Here is a 16729-nt window from a genome sequence, read left to right on the forward strand (position 1 = left end):
TATGACATTTATAATGATTTTATTAGCGATAGTCGGTGGCGTTATGCTCAGTATTCAAGCAGCAATTAATGGTCAGCTTGGAAGTAAATTAGGAGTTTTTAAGACGGCATTTCTTACATTTTCAGTGGGTGCATTAATCACGGCTTTATTGATCTTTTACTTTGAGCCAAAGCATTCAACCACGTTGCTGGATGTACCTAAATGGCAATTATTGGGAGCTATGTGTGGTGTTCCATATATAGTCATTATGGTCTTAGCAGTGCAACGCATTGGGACAGCTGTTGCGACGGTTGCAGTTATTTTCGGACAGCTAACAATGAGTATGTTAATTGATAATTTTGGGTGGCTAGGCAATGAACCAATTCCGTTTTCAATCTATAGAGTAATTGCAATTGTTTGTCTTGGTATTGCCTTATATTTCATCTATTCAAGTAATAGGGCTACAAATACCCAAAGAGAGTAAAAGCGCAGGTCAAGAGCTCGAAAATATGAGCTTATACTTCTTTTTAAGCAAACATTTTTATGTCTAAAGGCGGGTTATAAATATAACTCGCGTTTGCCCCATTATGAGTTAACGTAATTGCTCTAAGGGTGGCTTTGAGCGAACACCGGATGTTTAAATTTTTTGAACCCCTGTGTTTAGCCTTTGAAATAAAGACTTTCCACCATATTCAGGAAAAAGCGCAAGTTGCGCACTTTTATATTTCTCAAAAAATCCATAACCCATATTTTTAATAATGCTGGCAACAGGTTATCAACTTTGTTAAAACTAAGTCATTCAGAAAAGTGCGCGATTGCAAATCAGAAATATGCGCGATTTGCGCACTATTAAATTGTTAGGTGAGCCAATTAAAATTGAGATAATCAATTAGTAATTATTGAATGATGTAGTGAGTGATATGACCCCATTTTTGAAAGAGTTGTTTAATGTCATTGGTATTAATACTGAGTATTTGACTGGCTACTTGACGTCAGATGAAATGCAATATCTCAGTACAGCGTTGAAATCTATCGAAGACTTTCAGGGTGAATTTTACTCTGGTGAGCATGGTGAAAACCTAGAAGTTTTACTCCACTTCTTGTTCTGTCATAAAGAGGATATCCAAGAGATTTGGCACGATCCTAATAAAAAAGAAATTCTGCTTAATTTATATATATCAGATGTAATCTCTGGCAATTATGATTGCTTTCATTTTGACCTTTCTAAATTTGAGCAGACATATAGCCCAAGTGGTAAAGAGTTGGATCTATATCGAATCGGTCGAGTGGGTGAAAGTGTTGAAAGCATCGGAAATTCATGGGCTACAGATTATGCTGGTCTAAGGAATTATGCTCAAGCGTCATCTATAAAAGTGGATGAACGCCCTATATTCGCTATCAAAATTAATGATTCAGAAGTGTTGTGTCATGGTCAATATCGAGAAAGTGAATTGATTTTAAAGAAAAATTTCAAATACGATCAAGCCAAGGTGCTAACTGCTGAAGAGCGCCGTGAGATTTTTGCGTAGTATGTATTTCGAGGTAAGGCTTCACCTAACAAACAATTTAAGAGTGATTCAGCACGCTTGGCATTTTTGTTGTGGGTTTAGTTCAGTGTTTACGGTGGTCAAATTGGGTGTAGTGGTTGCGTGCTTCACACCTTAATTGGGCGTTATGTTTAATGGAGAAAGCGGTGATTTTAGGACTAAATCATATCACTATTGCAGTTAGTGACTTGGAATCCTCTCTTGAGTTTTATAGAGATATTTTGGGGTTCACTGCTCATGCTAAATGGGACAAGGGAGCTTACTTATCTGTAGGTGAACTCTGGTTTTGTCTTTCACTCGATGAACCTTGCCTAAAAGCCGACTATACCCACGTCGCTTTTGATATTGCATCTGAAGAATTTGACGCCTTTGCGAAGCGCATCGTTTCATTGGGGGTAGATGTTTGGAAAGAGAACAAAAGTGAAGGGCAATCACTGTACATTTTAGACCCTGATGGCCACAAGCTAGAGATACATTCAGGTTCGCTGGAAAGCAGGTTAGAATCTCTAAGAACGAAACCATATAGTGGGCTTGTTTGGCTTTAAACATAACAAACTGCTCAAGATAGACTGTCAACGCTCGGCAATTTTGATTCTAGTTTGATACAGTGTTTACGGTGGTTTGTTCAAGTAGAGTAGCTATGCGTTGTCAGCCACTTAGCAAGGGCGTTATGAGTAATATATGAGCATCAATTTTCGACCGCTAACCAAATATGACGCCAACTATTCGAAGGTTATCGCTCTTTATAAGGAAGCATTTCCGGGAGCTCAACGTATACCGGCATGGTTTCTTCGCTACAAACTGAAAAAAGGGAAGGCAGGCTTTAACATTCTTTATGAAGCTGATACTTGGATTGGTCTTATCTATGCCACTGAGTATAAGGACATTGTATTTGTACAGTTTTTGGCAATATCAGAATCATTCCGTTCAGATGGTTATGGAAGTAAGGTAATGGATTCAATGAAATATATGCATTCCGGAAAAAGAATTGTACTAAATATTGAAGAGCTTGATGAGCAAGCAGAAAACTACCAACAGAGGATTAAGCGTAAAGCGTTTTATGAAAAGAATGGGTTCAGTTCTTCCGGGTATATAGTGAAAGAGCCTGCTGAACGACTTGAGATGCTGATACTTGGTGGGAATATCAGCAAAGAGGAGATAGAAGCAATGTACAAGAATCTTTTTGGTTACATTCTTGGTTTTTTTATTCGGCCTCAAGTAATAAAAATCTGATGCAACATCTTAGCCCCGGTCATAACAAGCGCAATCACACGGAGCAAATTTCCGCTACGCTCCAAGTTGCCCGGTGTTGCAGGCGTTACCACCGTCCGCTTTTGGCACAGAGCCGTCCTTCGGCTCTAACTCATTTCTGTCCAAAAATGAGTTAAAACCACAGGCTTCAACTCACTAATAATAAATATTAAGGGCTAACGACATGCCTTATTAGTTTTAGGCAGGCGTAAACTTTATGTTCTGTATAGCACTTTGATTACATGCCAACCAAAGCGCGTTTTCACTAAATGTGGCTCTAAGATTTCGCCGCTGAATGCTACTTTGTCAAACTGTGGCACCATTTGCCCGCGTCTGAATTCACCCAAATCGCCGCCTTTTTTACCCGACGGACAAGTTGAATATTTTTTAGCTAAAGTCTGAAACTTAGCCCCTTTTTTAAGCTGCTTGATGATGTCTTCAGCTTGTTCTTTATGTTTAACAAGAATGTGCAGTGCGTGCGCTGTATTTGCCATGGGAAATCTCGAAAATTAAAACGCGCGCATTTTATCACGGCAATCAACACTGAGCCACTGCGGCTATTTATGTTTACTCGTTGCCTGCAAAAACCCTTTAATCAAACAAAATTGCGCTAAATAATAACTACACATGATTGCGATATCTGCATGTATTATTTCAAAATAAAAGCGGTTTAGGCCAAGTATAGAGTCTGATATAACAAACACTGCGCCACCTAGCACTAATAAACCGTTCGATTTATCTGTCATCCAAGTTAGGCTTGCCATTACAGTGAGCACCAGCATATAGAAAAGCACGGGAATGAGCATGTCATTTAAGTTTGGATAGAATAAGCAAAAAATGACAATTGCTAAAAATAGATAAAGGAGTACAACTTCTATTCGCCAATTTTTAATTGGCAACATGGTAATAATATAAAAAGCGTGACTTACAAAGAATGCTGCTAAACCGCTAATAAACAGCTGCCCACTATCAATTGCAAGTAGCACATCACCTAGTGCGGAAAAACTAAGTGCAAACAATAAAGTAATAAAAGTGCGATTTTGTAACTGACTGCGTGCTTTTAATACCATCACAATCAATATACCGATTGGTAAGGTTTTAAAAAGCGCCAGTAAAGGCTGAGGCAGTGATGGTTGTAAGAGCAGTAAAGCAATGTAAACCGTACTTAAAATTAGAAAGAGAATGTTCATATTGTTATTATTGTTTTTGTTCCCAATAACGAGAATAGCAAGCTTTACTTTAAATGTTTATAAAAAATGCTGCTTTTGTTTTTCGGTCAGTAACTTACATTGTGTTTGTTGACCAAAAAACCGATAACGATTACGGCCAAGCCAATCATAAATACGATCGCGAAAGCCTTTTGGCAGTAGCTTGAAAACGTTAGCCAAAGAGAATGGAAAACCTAATTGAGTTGCGATAAATAACACAGCGTCGCTTTGTTTATATAGCTGTTTTTTATCAATGACTAACATTGAGGAAAGTGGATCATTAACTTTGTGAGCCTTTAATAAACGCTCACCTTTATCGCTTTGCATGGGGCATAACTTAAATGTTATTTGCTTATCAAAGCGAACAATAAAACGAACACAAAAATGGCACAGATTGCACTGACCATCAAACAGTATGACTGGGCAGTGAGTTTGCAAAATTAACCGCTTACTTGCACAACTTGTTTACCGGTAAAGCCACCAGCAAGTTGTTTATTTAATGCCGCTGAAACAGCCTCGGCGGTAAAGTCTACGGCATGGATTTGCGGCAATTTGATCTCGCCACGGGCTGCATTATCGAGTAATAAGTTACCCATAAAACTCAGCTTTTGTTGCGCACATAAGCTATTTGCAAGCCACGCTCCGCCTAACGATACAATGCCAATATTAGGTGCGCGTCTAAACATAAGTTCTTGTTCAAACTTAGGTAATTCATTTAAACAGGCAATACGGCCACAAAAACGCATTAATTCAACGTTACGAATGGTGGTATCACCACCAATACAATCAAGCACCGCATCAAAGCCTTGCGGGCCTAATTCACGGCGAATTTTATCTTCAAGTTTTGGGTCTTTGTAATCAAACACCACATCAGCACCTAATTGCTTAAGTAACTTATGATTGTGTTTGCTGGCAGTTGTAAATACGGTTGCGCCACGTAGCTTAGCAAATTGAATAGCAAATTGGCCAACGCCGCCTGCCCCTGCGTCAATAAAGAGTGAATCCCCTTCGCTCAGCTGCAACTTATCGAGGGCAATTAATGCCGTCATACCCGAACAAGGTAAGGTTGCAGCGTCTGCAGGTGATACGTTATCTGGCACAACCGAAACAGCATAGTTTGGTACCGTGGTGTATTCAGATAACACACCTTGGTCGCCAAGGCTGGCGTGCCATACAACGCGTGCACCAACACCAGGGAATACACCTTTATTTGCCTGAACAACCACCCCAACAGCATCATGACCTAATACATGCGGGTAATGCCATTTACAAAAACCTTGTTTTGCAAAGTTGGCATCAACATGATTTAAGCCCACATATTCAACTTTTATCAAAAGCTCATTGCCTTCAGGGCTCGGTACTGGCAAAGAAAGCTCAGCTAACGCAATTGCGTCGTTGGGCTCAACCACTGCTAGCGCGCGCATTGTTGACGGAAGATCTGTAGTTTGTTGAATATGCGACATTTAATACTCTGGGTTAAAGGTTGTTTAGTTCAAAGCTCCAACGACCATTAAACGCTTGATAAGCACTTACTTTGGCCTGCAATGAAGCAATTGTTGAATCAACAGCGTTCTCTTGCGCTATTAAAACATCCTGTCTCGCATCTAACAACTCTAAGTAAGGAATTTGTCCTTCTTGATACATTGCTTGAGCTTGACCAAATGCTTTATTCGCATAATTAAAACGCTGATCAGCATAACTTAACTGTTGCTGCTGTTTGACTAGTCTTTGCAAAGTAAGTTCACTATCGCTAATCGCTTTTAATACTTTACTTTGATAGTCACTGTAAGCGGCTTCACTTAAAAACTGCTGTGCATCACGCTGAGCTAATAATGCAGGATAGCTGAGCAATGACCATTCAACTTTTGGCGTTACTTGCCATTGTTGCACGGTATCTTCTAAACCATTGCTGGTTAAACTCACCACACCTGCAAACCCTGCCAGACTAATATCTGGCAAAAGTGCTTTTGAAGCTGCAACACTCAATGAATAAGCCTGACTAAACTGATATAAAGCACTGGTGATATCTGGTCTGAGAGCCATTGCTTCGCTGGCTTTACTAAACGACACGCTAAACTCGTGACTTAATAATTCAGGCTCTTCAACCAGTGTTATATCGCTTGCAAGTCGGCCGGTTAGCACCGCTAGGGTTGCTAAGTCGCGATATTGCAAGTAACTAAGCTCAGGAATAAGCGCTTGTTGCTGCTTTAACTGCGCGAGGGTGCGGTTAAGATCAAGCTCATTTGCAACCCCCTCTTCTACTCGCGCTTTGAGCACATCAATACTTTGCTCGAGTGCTTCGATTTGCATCTCAATGATAGCTTGCTTTTGCACATTACCTTGATAGCTTACATAGCCTTGCACCACAGCAGAAACCACTTCAACCTGTAATGCTCTTAGTTGCTCTGCTTGGTTTAGTGCACCCGCATTAGCTGCATCCACCAGCGCGGTAATGCGACCAAATAAATCAAGTTGCCAATTAACATTAACCCCCGCGTTTGATTGGCGGGTAATTGCGCCATCTAAGCTACTGCGCTCTGTGCCTACGCTTAGGCTGCCCTGCGGATAATAATCCGCACGGGCTGCACCTAAACGGGCAATGGCTGCATCAAGTTGAAGTTGGCTGGTTTTTAGGTCGTGATTCATTGCTAATGCATCAGTCACTAAATTGTTTAACTGCGGCGAATCTAAACGGCGCCACCAGTTGTTTTCGCTCGCACCTTCGTTTTGTGCACCTATTTGTGTATCGCTAACAAATTGTGTCAGGCTCACTTGCTGCTCTTGCATATCGACGCTTTGTGCGCAGCCAGCCAGTGCACCGGCTAACAGCATCGCACTGACTAGTTTGCCTTGTTTAAAGATTTCATGAAGAGGCTTATGCATCGTGTTGCTCCTTCTGCGATTTTTTAGTAACTAACATATAAAACACCGGAGTAAACAATAAGCCGAACACAGTTACACCAATCATGCCTGAGAACACCGCGTTACCCATGGCATGACGCATCTCAGCACCAGCACCTGTTGCTAAAACAAGGGGGACAACACCTGCCGTAAAGGCAATTGATGTCATTAATATTGGGCGAAGTCGTAAACGACACGCTTTGATGATAGCTTCAAGGTGAGACATCCCCCCTTTATGCTGATCTCTTGCAAACTCAACCATCAAGATGGCGTTTTTACTTGCTAGTGCAACCAGTACGATTAATGCGATTTGCGTGAAGATATTGTTGTCATCACCAACAAACCACACACCTAACAAGGCCGAGAAAATCGTCATAGGCACAATCAAAATAATAGCCAGTGGTAATCTTAAGCTCTCGTATTGCGCCGCAAGTACCATGAACACTAGCAATACAACAAGAGGGAAAACATATACCATGGTATTACCCGCTAATATTTGCTGATAAGTTACTTCCGTCCACTCAAACTCAATACCATTTGGTAATGTCTCAGCAAGGATTGCTTCAATCGCATGTTGTGCTTGATCAGAGCTATAACCTGGCGCTGGGCTACCATTTAGTTCAGCTGTAGGATAACCGTTATAATGCATCACACGATCTGGCCCTGTTGTTGGCGTGACCGTTAATACAGAGCCTAATGGCACCATCTCACCCATGCGGTTACGCACTTTAAGATTCAAAATTTGCTCAGGATCTTGGCGGTAATCAGCATCAGCTTGTGCATTAACCTGATAAGTACGACCAAACAAGTTAAAGTCATTTACGTACATCGAACCTAAGTACACTTGTAAGGCATTGAACACTTCATCAAGTGGAATACCTTGAATCAGCGCTTGCTCACGGTCAATGTCGATATCCATTTGTGGCACTTGAATTCTAAAGCTTGAGTAAAGGCCCATCAATGCTGGGTCTTGCTGCGCTTTAGCAATGGTTGCTTGTAAGCTATTAAATAGTGCTTCAAAGCCTTTATTAGCACGGTCTTCAATTTGTAGTTTAAAGCCACCCGTTGTACCTAAACCTTGAATTGGCGGTGGCGGGAATACCGCAACAAACGCTTCATCAATAGCAGCAAACTTTTGATTTAACTGCGCCGCAATTGCCATTGCCGACATACTCGGATCTTGACGCTCTTCAAAAGGGGCAAGCGGAGTAAACACAATGCCGCTATTTGGGCTATTAGTGAAACCGTTCACAGATAAACCAGGAAACGATACTGTGTTTGCAACACCCGGTACTTGTAATGCAATTTTTTCCATTTCTTGCACGACTTCTTGGGTTCTATCTAAGCTTGCCGCATCAGGTAACTGTGCAACAGCCACTAAGTATTGCTTGTCTTGCTGTGGAATAAAACCACCCGGAACAGCATCAAACAATTTAACTGTGCCACCCAAAAGTGCAACATATGCGACTAATACAATCACACTTATACGAATCAGTTTTTGCACCAGCTTTTCGTAGCCATTGGCACCTTTATCAAACAAGCGATTAAAAGGTTTAAATAACCAGTTGCCAAATACGCGGTTTAATAACTTAGTTAAACGGTCTGGTTTTGCATCATGTCCTTTCAATAATAACGCCGATAACGCAGGCGATAATGTTAACGAGTTAAACGCTGAGATAACCGTTGAAATAGTAATGGTTAACGCAAATTGCTTATAAAACTGACCAGATAACCCCGTAATGAACGCCGTTGGAATAAATACCGCACAAAGTACAAGTGCAATAGCGATAATTGGCCCTGTAACTTCTGTCATTGCAACACGGGTTGCTTCGAGTGGTGATAAGCCTTGCTCGATATTACGTTCAACGTTTTCAACCACAACGATGGCGTCATCAACAACAATACCAATGGCAAGAACCAAACCGAATAGCGATAAGGTATTAATCGATACACCTAACCATTGCATAACCGCAAACGTACCAATTAAAGAAACCGGTACCGCAATCAGTGGGATAACCGATGCACGCCATGTTTGTAAAAACACCACAACAACGATTACCACTAACGCAATTGCTTCAAGTAGCGTTTTAATAACAGCATCGATAGAGCCGCGTACGAAAATTGTTGGGTCATAAACTATGTCGTATTCAACACCTGCCGGAAAGTCTTTTGATAACACTTTCATGGTTTCACGCACTTGATCAGAAAGCTCAATAGCATTTGAACCCGGGCGTTGGAACACTGGCATTGCCAAGGCTGGTTGACCATCTAACATTGCTCTTAGTGCATAGGTGTCTTGGCCTAACTCAAGGCGTGCTACATCACTTAGGCGTGTAAGCTGACCTTGCTCACCTACTTTGATGATCACATTTTCAAATTCTTCTTGTGAGCTTAAGCGCCCTTTTACATTCATCAGAATTTGAAACTGATTACTTTTCGAGGTAGGTTGCGCACCTAAGCTACCCGCTGCAACTTGTTGGTTTTGCGCGCGTAATGCGTTAACAACATCCATTGCCGTTAAATCGCGTGCAGAGAGTGCATCTGGGTTTAGCCAAACGCGCATCGAGTACTGACCACCACCAAACATACGAACATCCCCCACACCCGGAAGACGTGCAATTTGGTCTTTGATATATAAGTCAGCATAGTTCGCTAAGTAAGTCGTATCGTGCGTTTTTTCAGGTGAATATAAATGAACCACCATGGTTAAATCTGGTGATGACTTTTCGGCTACAACACCTAAACGCTGAACTTCTTGTGGTAAGCGTGGTAGCGCACTGTTTACACGGTTTTGCACTTGGACTTGTGCACGGTCTAAATCAGTGCCTAACGCAAACGTTACCGTTAACGTCATGCGGCCATCACTGGTTGCTTGCGAAAACATATACAACATGTTTTCAGTACCATTGATTTCTTGCTCAAGTGGCGTCGCCACTGTTTCAGCAATCACCGTTGGGTTTGCACCTGGGTAACTTGCCGTCACAACAACCGTTGGCGGCACTACCTCTGGGTACTCACTCACTGGCAATTGAAATAACGAGATTGCCCCTGCAATGAGAAAGATAAGCGACAGCATCGCTGCAAAGATGGGTCGCTGAATAAAAAAGTGTGAAAATTTCATTTTGCCCTACTTCTTCGCGACTAGATCAGATTGATTATTTGAAAGAGTGAATGCAATTCCGTCGCTATTTATAGTGACTGTGTTTGGTGAAATAGGCATACCAGGACCAACACGCGCTGGGCCATTTACGGCTATCACATCGTTTTCGTTTAAGCCCGATGTAATCGCTCGTAGGCTGCCGTAACGCTCACCAACTGTCACTAATTTATATTCAAGAACATTGCCTTCACCGACAGTGAGTACAAAACGGTTCTTCAAATCTGTCCCAATTGCACGCTCTGGCACGATTACTTTTTCGCTTACTTCATTGGCTGCAAGCTTAATACGAGCAAATGAACCTGCACGCAGTTGTTGCTCATCGTTTTCGAACACGGCACGAACACGAAGAGTACCGGTAGTTTCATTAATTTGGTTATCAATGAAGTTGATTTTGCCATTAAAGTTAAAGCTGGTTTCACCCACTTTTTGCATCACAACCGCTTGTTCGCTTTGCGCAGTCACATCAGCGAATGACTGATTCCACGTGCGCTCATCAATATCAAAATAAGCATACATTTGCTGGTTTGACACAATGCTTGTTAACACGCTTTGACCGGCAAGTACGTTGTTACCTTTGGTGATATTAGCGCGCGATACAACGCCATCGATTGGCGAACGCACTTGGGTAAATGCTAAATCAAGCTCAGCGGCAGTAAGCTCAGCTTGTAGAGCTAGCAATTGCGCTTCGCGTTGTCTTAGCGTTGATTTACGAGATTCAGCTTGCTCAGTAGAAATCGCTTTACGTTCAGTTAAGCGCTCTGCTCGTTGTGCTTCACTTTTTGCTTGCTCAAGTGCCGCCTTTGCGCTCTCGATTTGCGCTTTTAAGCTATCAACCACGGCAGCAAAAGGACGAGCATCAAGGGTGAAAAGCAAATCGCCTTCTTTAACGCTGTCACCTTCTTTGAAGTTAATTTTATCGATCACACCCGAAACACGCGGCATAAGTGCAACTTCTTGGGGTGCTTCTAAACGCGTTGTATAGGTGTGCCAATTTTGTACTGGCTTAACAAGTACTTGTGCTACATCGATAGGTTGTAAATGCTGTTGCTGCGCTGCTTGGTTGGCTTCTGTGCCACACCCTGCAAGCGTTAAGCTCGCAATGGTCACTGCCACTGCAAGAATAGATTTGTTCATCACGACTCTCCTGTTAATAGATTGGAGACAATGTTAAGGAACTAATTAGAGGATAAAAACGATAGATTTTTAAATTCATTAATGCCAGAATGGCACCAATAAAGTTTAAGGAACTGCTATGGATACCACCAGCCGCTTATTAATGTTACTTGAAGTGATTGAACGAGGCTCATTTGCTAAAGCCGCAGAGTCTAGAAATATAGACCGTTCAGTCATATCAAAACAAATTAGCCGTCTTGAAGATGAATTAGGGGTACGTTTACTTAATCGAACTACGCGTTCCTTTTCGTTAACTGCCGCTGGCGCTGAAATGGTAAAAAAAGCAGCTGAACTTAGAGATTTGCTATCAGATACCGTAAGACTTGCAGAGAATTACCACCAAGAACCCCGAGGTACGTTAAAAATTACCTCTTCAAGTATTATTGGCAAACGATATATTCAGCCAGTCATTAATGACTTTCAAAAACGCTTTCCGCAAGTAGAAGTAGAGCTTCGCTTAGACGACAGACTAATTGATTTAGTGTCAGAAGGTTATGATTTAGCTTTTCGCGTTGGCGAGCCAAAAGACTCATCATTTATTGCCCGAAAAATTGCCCGCAACCGCATGTTACTGCTGGCCTCACCTGAGTTTATCGAAACTTACGGTATGCCAAAGCATGTTGAAGATTTAAAAGAGTTGCCTGCCGCTAGCTATTCAAGTCCAAGCAAACGTATTAGTGGTATTCGCTATCGTAATGTCGATGGCGATATTATTGAGCAAAACATTAAAAGTGTCTTTCGTGCAAACGATGCTGAAGTACTCTTAATGAAAGCTATTTCAGGCAATGCTTATGTTCTTGCCCCGGCATTTATTCTTGATGATGAAGTAAAACGTGGCGATTTAGTGCCCATTTTAACCGATATGGAATTACTCGATTACAGCGCCGTGTACGCGGTTTACCCACACAGAGACTTACCAGTAAGAACACGTTTATTTTTTGATGCGATGCGCGAGTACATAGGCAAAGATATTCCAATATGGGAAGCGAACATTCCTGATTTTGACACTATGTACAAGGGTTAAGTCTATATAGCGCTAGCTCGCTTTATTACACCGGGTTAATTGTTGGTTTAACTCATAAGCCGTTACGACTCTATTTCGGCCTTGCTGTTTAGCTTGATAAAGTGCATCGTCAGCTCGTTTTATAAAGCTTTTTAGGGTTTGGTTTGGTGTATAGCAAGCAACACCAATACTAATGGTCAGATTGATTGCTTCCTCATCAATGTTGTGGATAGTCGTTGATAACTGCTCGCGAAGCATATCTGCAAATTCATATGCACTCTTCGGGTCACTATCTGGTAAGAAAATAGCAAACTCCTCACCACCAATACGAAAAACATAGCCTCTGTTAATGCGCTGTCTAAAGAAGCTAGTGACTTCAATTAAAATGCGATCGCCCACTTCATGGCCATATTGATCATTTATATTCTTAAAGTAATCAAGGTCTAACATAAGGATAAACAAACCATGTTTATTTGTTTGTTCAATTTCAAAATAGTGTGTCATTGCTAAGCGATTACCAGCCCCCGTTAACGGGTCAAGCAAAGCTAAGTTTTCGAGCCGCTGTCCATACTCTGCACGACTGTTTTCAAAGGTATGAGACACCGCCCAAATACTGATGTAGGTGAAAGAAAAATTAAGCAAGAAATTAATAGTATTAAGGGGTTCTAAACTGGGTTTAGCTAATAGAATCGCGGCTTGAGTGACAGCGGCTATTAATGAAAGGTACAAACCAACTTGTTTACCTAACAGCAAGTAAAACAAAATAGGTAATGAACAGGTCCAAATAAACAACACACTTTTTATGTTACTTAAATACGTGCCGAGCGTGATTAAAACCGTTAAAAAAATACATAATGTAACGGATTGCCAGCGATGACCATTGTGATTTCGTGTATAAAAGAAAATATAAAAACAGAACAGGGCGAAGATAACTTCAAGTGCCCCTAATAAAATCATGTTTGTAACAAGTAAATTAAAAACGGCAAAGATACTAGCAAGCACACCCAAGCAAAATCCCATCCATTTCAGAACGTTATTTCGTAAAGCCTGAGTACCTCTCAGAGCGCCGATATCCATTAGATTTCCTGCCGTAATTATAGTAAGCAGATTTTAACGTGATTCACCATAATTAGGAACATTTTATTACCAAACAGTGCATAACAATGCACTTTTTTACCTACAATTGTTAAACATTTTAGCTCCAAAGCAATAAGGGAAATACACCCCAAAGTGCTAAAATGAGTGACCATTGCAAAGCAGCTACCATTGCTAAACTATTTAACAAATTCATTTTACTCAACTTTTCATGAGCAAATATACGCCATAACCCGTAAGTCATAGCAAACGGTAATATTGTCGTGGCTAATGCTAACAATGCACTGGCAAGTGTAAACTCACCAATATTTAAAAATGATTGAGTTAAAAATAAAGGCAGCGGTACAAAAAGAAATAGCGTCGCCGTAAAAGGCAATAATAGAGCTGTCGACAAGCGTAATTGTCCCTTAACCAAGCAAATAGCGCCATATACTAATATCCATAGTATGGCGATTACGCCGATGGCTAGGCTGAGCCACATCGGCAGTAACTTCCAAAGACTGGTTTGTTCATATGTTCGAAAACCATCACTGATCATATGTTGACCATTTTCAGAAATATACAGAGTGTGTGAAGGAAATCGCTTTGTTTCTTCACGAAACAAATTACCGCCTATAGCTAGCAAGGTTTTTTGCTGAGACTGAAATGGTGACAGTGTTAGCGTTTCGCCATTTGAGCTCACTGTTGCAAAATGAAGTAGGCGATCAAAATAGGCAAATCTTTTCATTCTGTTTGGGGAAAGCGTGTAAAACCCTTGCCAATCATCAAGCGCTACTTGCGGTTTTGATGGAGCTATTGCATCGGCCTTATTTACACCAAGGTTGCTAATCAGCATGCTATCAAATTGTTTGTAATTTGCAGTTTCTACATCGGCATTAAAAGCGATAAAAAATGCTTTTTTTTGCTCAGGAAAAAAACAAAAGTTGGTGCGGTAACCTAAAGTAGAGCCACTGTGGCATTTGCCAACCACATTATGCCGGTCGCGTGTAGTTACCCCTAGCGCATAGCCGATATCAGTTAAATTATTTAAGGCAGCTTCTGTTTTAAAAGGCTTTCCCATGCTTGTTAATAGTGTCGGTTCAATAAATATGCGGTCATTAATCTTGCCATCGCCCATTAAAAACTGCGCAAACAAAGCCATATCATAAGCAGTCGTTGTGAACTGCCCTGCCGGTCTTAAAAACATTGGTAACGTGGCTTGGCTAACGCCATTTTCAAAATGGCCCATAGCAAGCGCAGGATCGCTAAACTCTCCTACTTGAGAAACAAAATTAAATGTACTCATGTGCATACCCAGCGGCTCAAGCAAGTGTTTATCTAAGTAAGATTCATAGCGCTCTTTAACAACGGCTTCAATCACCATAGCTAAAATTGCATAACCAAGATTAGAATAGGATAAGCGGCTTCCGGGGCGACTTCTAATACGCAACTGGCTTTTAGTAAAGGTTTCTTTTAGAGCCGTATCAGGCTTTGCTTGTGTCGTTAATAATTGCCAAAGCCTGATGTCTTCAAGCCCTGACGTATGATCAAGTAAATGTCTAACCCGAACTGGTGTGTTCAAGGCCCAAGGATTTTGCAAGCCAATATCTGGTAATATTTCAGTAACCGGGGTATCCAAGGAGAGTTTGTTATCTGTTACAAGATGCAACACCCCTGTAGCAATAAGTGTTTTAACGATAGAGCCTGTTTGCACCTTATTAGCTGTCGTCATTGGTTTTAAATTCGTAAAGTCTGCATAGCCTTTTGCACCTTGCGCAATTTTATTTGCACTCACTGTTGACCAAACAACGCCTATTAGAGATTCGTTGTGCAAAGAGTGTTCAATTTGATTACTTAACTCTATTTCTGACCCAAACTTTTCGTTAGACAAGGTTACATGAGATACAAAAAATAATGCCGTTACAGCAATAACTAAAAATTTTACAAGGTGTTTCATGTTTTATTAAACCATTCCTTAGGCAGCAAGAAGTTGACCTGCGGCGTATTTACTAACCGCAAGCTAGAAAGTTATTTATTAAAATTACGACTATGAGCGAGGCGTGATTATTTAGTCATTCATTAAATCTGTAACATCATCGATTAGATCATCAAGCTCTTCACGAACATTTCGACGCTGTTTGTCTGTAAGAGTTGGTTTTAAGGCAAGCAGTAAGGTTACGTAGTCATCTAGATTTTTATCGTCAGCTTTGATTAATTCATCACTCATAAAAGCCAAACGATTATTAATGATCACCGCTAACTGTTGATCAAAATCCGCAGGCTTAGTTTTTTGCATAAACAAAGATTTTAAAGCATCTAAGCGCTTTTGTTTGTACTGCATCCAAAGTAAAAATGTACTAATGCGAGTGTTAGATGCCGATTCGATCAGTGCTTTTTGTTCAGCTGATAACTTTGTGCCAAACCACTCTTTATAGTTCTCAAGATTTTCATCTAGACGTTCTTGTTTGTGCTGCTCAGCAGATTTTTCTTGATGCTCTAAATATTCTTCATTGATTTTATCTTGCAGTGCCGCTACAAATTCAACTCGTTGTTCATAACTCAATGCGTTTGCTAAATCGATCAATTCTGGTTCTAGCTTATCAACTAGTGTTTGCCAATGTTGCTTTGCTTGGCTGAAATGCTGTTTTAATTGAGCGTGATTAACGTCAGTTTCTAACATTACTTTTAAACTTTCTAAGTCATGTTTATAAAGAGGTAGTTGAGTCTCTCGATGCCAATCACGGCTGGTTTTAACTATATGTTCAAACTTTTCAGCTTGCTCATTGTTTAAGTCAACATAATCATCAATCCAGAATCCTGACAGCCAGCCTAAATTGTTATAAGTAAAGCTAGGAGAACAACCAGCAACTCCTAAAAGTAAACTCAATGTGATTAAATACTTTGCTATTTTTTTCATCATGCTCAATTTATTAATCTAATTTTAATTAGTACCTTATTAAGTTAACACTGAGAATAAAAAATCAGCAAGACCCTCTAAATGAAATTAATTATCATTTAAGTGTTGACGCCCACATTAATCTAAGTAATAATCGTTATCAACAAGTTCAGGTAGGCTATTAATCTCACAACAATATCAATGTCTATAAGGCTTTGATGGTGTTTTTCTGGATTTGTTCAAGATTTAACACTTGATTGTTTGCGGCTTCCTCGACCCAAGCAGCGACATAAAACGTTACACTTTACTTGCTACATTGCTCATATCGGTGACGGTAGATATGACACTAAAAAGCCCATCATGGGCTTTTTTTATTTCTTTAATTTTTCTGTAAAATCTGTATGTTGTGTCTACTTTTTTAATTATGTACTTGCTATTGCCTTCAAATTGGGCATTTAATACTGTTGGGTCTAAACTAAAAATAATGTTTTGCCCTTTTGCGAGTTTGGCAATGCATTTATCAATATCTAAGTTTGT

General features: G+C 40.5%; 15 protein-coding genes. 5 read left to right on the plus strand and 10 right to left on the minus strand.

Going from position 1 to position 16729, the window contains the following annotated elements; all coding sequences use genetic code 11:
- Position 1 precedes the first annotated feature (1 nt).
- The 4 genes from AAEU31_RS03955 (at position 2) to AAEU31_RS03970 (ending at position 2759) form a co-directional block, all read left to right on the plus strand.
- On the plus strand, positions 2-463 hold the full coding sequence (locus tag AAEU31_RS03955; protein WP_421966513.1) for a DMT family transporter: 462 nt from the start codon (positions 2-4) through the stop codon (positions 461-463).
- 427 nt (positions 464-890) lie between these two features.
- Positions 891-1508 (plus strand): hypothetical protein, encoded by a 618-nt coding sequence (locus AAEU31_RS03960; protein WP_421966514.1) that lies wholly within the window; start codon positions 891-893, stop codon positions 1506-1508.
- A 164-nt stretch (positions 1509-1672) separates the two neighbouring features.
- The gene (fos, locus tag AAEU31_RS03965; RefSeq protein ID WP_135926945.1) at positions 1673-2071 is read left to right on the plus strand and encodes a FosG/FosC2-related fosfomycin resistance glutathione transferase; all 399 of its coding nucleotides are present in this window, start codon (positions 1673-1675) and stop codon (positions 2069-2071) included.
- Positions 2072-2207: 136 nt separating this feature from the next.
- Entirely contained in the window at positions 2208-2759 is a 552-nt protein-coding gene (locus AAEU31_RS03970; protein WP_421966515.1) for a GNAT family N-acetyltransferase, read from the plus strand.
- A 233-nt stretch (positions 2760-2992) separates the two neighbouring features.
- Here AAEU31_RS03970 and ppiC read toward each other — a convergent pair whose 3' ends face one another.
- The 7 genes from ppiC to AAEU31_RS04005 all read right to left on the minus strand — a co-directional run bounded on the left by ppiC (position 2993) and on the right by AAEU31_RS04005 (position 11180).
- Positions 2993-3271: a peptidylprolyl isomerase PpiC gene (gene ppiC / locus AAEU31_RS03975; protein WP_054552145.1), complete on the minus strand. Its 279-nt coding sequence runs from the start codon at positions 3269-3271 to the stop codon at positions 2993-2995.
- 63 nt (positions 3272-3334) lie between these two features.
- The gene (locus tag AAEU31_RS03980; RefSeq protein ID WP_421966516.1) at positions 3335-3967 is read right to left on the minus strand and encodes a lysoplasmalogenase; all 633 of its coding nucleotides are present in this window, start codon (positions 3965-3967) and stop codon (positions 3335-3337) included.
- A 57-nt stretch (positions 3968-4024) separates the two neighbouring features.
- Positions 4025-4423 carry a thiol-disulfide oxidoreductase DCC family protein gene (locus tag AAEU31_RS03985; RefSeq protein WP_421966517.1) on the minus strand — a complete coding sequence of 133 codons (399 nt, stop codon included), beginning with the start codon at positions 4421-4423 and terminating at the stop codon, positions 4025-4027.
- Between the two features lie 2 nt (positions 4424-4425).
- Positions 4426-5448 (minus strand): zinc-binding dehydrogenase, encoded by a 1023-nt coding sequence (locus AAEU31_RS03990; RefSeq protein WP_421966518.1) that lies wholly within the window; start codon positions 5446-5448, stop codon positions 4426-4428.
- Between the two features lie 13 nt (positions 5449-5461).
- A complete protein-coding gene (locus tag AAEU31_RS03995) occupies positions 5462-6868 on the minus strand; it encodes a TolC family protein (protein WP_421966519.1) in 1407 nt (468 codons plus the stop codon).
- Positions 6861-10007, minus strand: a complete 3147-nt coding sequence (locus tag AAEU31_RS04000; protein WP_421966520.1) for an efflux RND transporter permease subunit — start codon at positions 10005-10007, stop codon at positions 6861-6863. Before AAEU31_RS04000 ends, AAEU31_RS03995 begins: the two co-directional genes overlap by 8 nt.
- A gap of 6 nt (positions 10008-10013) precedes the next feature.
- Complete coding sequence (locus tag AAEU31_RS04005) at positions 10014-11180, minus strand: efflux RND transporter periplasmic adaptor subunit (protein ID WP_421966521.1); 1167 nt, start codon at positions 11178-11180, stop codon at positions 10014-10016.
- Positions 11181-11298: 118 nt separating this feature from the next.
- On the opposite strand from AAEU31_RS04005, the gene AAEU31_RS04010 reads away from it, so the two are divergent.
- The gene (locus AAEU31_RS04010) at positions 11299-12243 is read left to right on the plus strand and encodes a LysR family transcriptional regulator (RefSeq protein ID WP_135926531.1); all 945 of its coding nucleotides are present in this window, start codon (positions 11299-11301) and stop codon (positions 12241-12243) included.
- A gap of 12 nt (positions 12244-12255) precedes the next feature.
- Here the strand turns inward: AAEU31_RS04010 and AAEU31_RS04015 are convergent, their stop codons facing one another.
- From AAEU31_RS04015 to AAEU31_RS04025, 3 genes are all read right to left on the minus strand, one after another.
- Positions 12256-13299, minus strand: coding sequence for a GGDEF domain-containing protein (locus AAEU31_RS04015; RefSeq protein ID WP_421966522.1), 1044 nt, complete (start codon positions 13297-13299; stop codon positions 12256-12258).
- Positions 13300-13417: 118 nt separating this feature from the next.
- A complete protein-coding gene (locus AAEU31_RS04020; RefSeq protein WP_421966523.1) occupies positions 13418-15253 on the minus strand; it encodes a serine hydrolase domain-containing protein in 1836 nt (611 codons plus the stop codon).
- A 111-nt stretch (positions 15254-15364) separates the two neighbouring features.
- Positions 15365-16213, minus strand: coding sequence for a DUF6279 family lipoprotein (locus AAEU31_RS04025; RefSeq protein WP_421966524.1), 849 nt, complete (start codon positions 16211-16213; stop codon positions 15365-15367).
- Positions 16214-16729: the final 516 nt, after the last annotated feature.

This window comes from Pseudoalteromonas thalassia (assembly GCF_049257215.1).
GTDB classification, from domain to species: domain Bacteria; phylum Pseudomonadota; class Gammaproteobacteria; order Enterobacterales; family Alteromonadaceae; genus Pseudoalteromonas; species Pseudoalteromonas lipolytica_C.

Bases quoted from the DNA above. Each gene is read 5' to 3' on its own strand.
- AAEU31_RS03970 (WP_421966515.1), top strand. From the start codon at position 2,208: ATGAGCATCAATTTTCGACCGCTAACCAAATATGACGCCAACTATTCG.
- AAEU31_RS04000 (WP_421966520.1), bottom strand. From the start codon at position 10,007: ATGAAATTTTCACACTTTTTTATTCAGCGACCCATCTTTGCAGCGATG.
- AAEU31_RS03955 (WP_421966513.1), top strand. From the start codon at position 2: ATGACATTTATAATGATTTTATTAGCGATAGTCGGTGGCGTTATGCTC.
- AAEU31_RS04005 (WP_421966521.1), bottom strand. From the start codon at position 11,180: ATGAACAAATCTATTCTTGCAGTGGCAGTGACCATTGCGAGCTTAACG.
- AAEU31_RS04010 (WP_135926531.1), top strand. From the start codon at position 11,299: ATGGATACCACCAGCCGCTTATTAATGTTACTTGAAGTGATTGAACGA.
- AAEU31_RS04020 (WP_421966523.1), bottom strand. From the start codon at position 15,253: ATGAAACACCTTGTAAAATTTTTAGTTATTGCTGTAACGGCATTATTT.
- AAEU31_RS04015 (WP_421966522.1), bottom strand. From the start codon at position 13,299: ATGGATATCGGCGCTCTGAGAGGTACTCAGGCTTTACGAAATAACGTT.
- AAEU31_RS03980 (WP_421966516.1), bottom strand. From the start codon at position 3,967: ATGAACATTCTCTTTCTAATTTTAAGTACGGTTTACATTGCTTTACTG.
- AAEU31_RS04025 (WP_421966524.1), bottom strand. From the start codon at position 16,213: ATGAAAAAAATAGCAAAGTATTTAATCACATTGAGTTTACTTTTAGGA.
- AAEU31_RS03995 (WP_421966519.1), bottom strand. From the start codon at position 6,868: ATGCATAAGCCTCTTCATGAAATCTTTAAACAAGGCAAACTAGTCAGT.
- AAEU31_RS03990 (WP_421966518.1), bottom strand. From the start codon at position 5,448: ATGTCGCATATTCAACAAACTACAGATCTTCCGTCAACAATGCGCGCG.
- ppiC (WP_054552145.1), bottom strand. From the start codon at position 3,271: ATGGCAAATACAGCGCACGCACTGCACATTCTTGTTAAACATAAAGAA.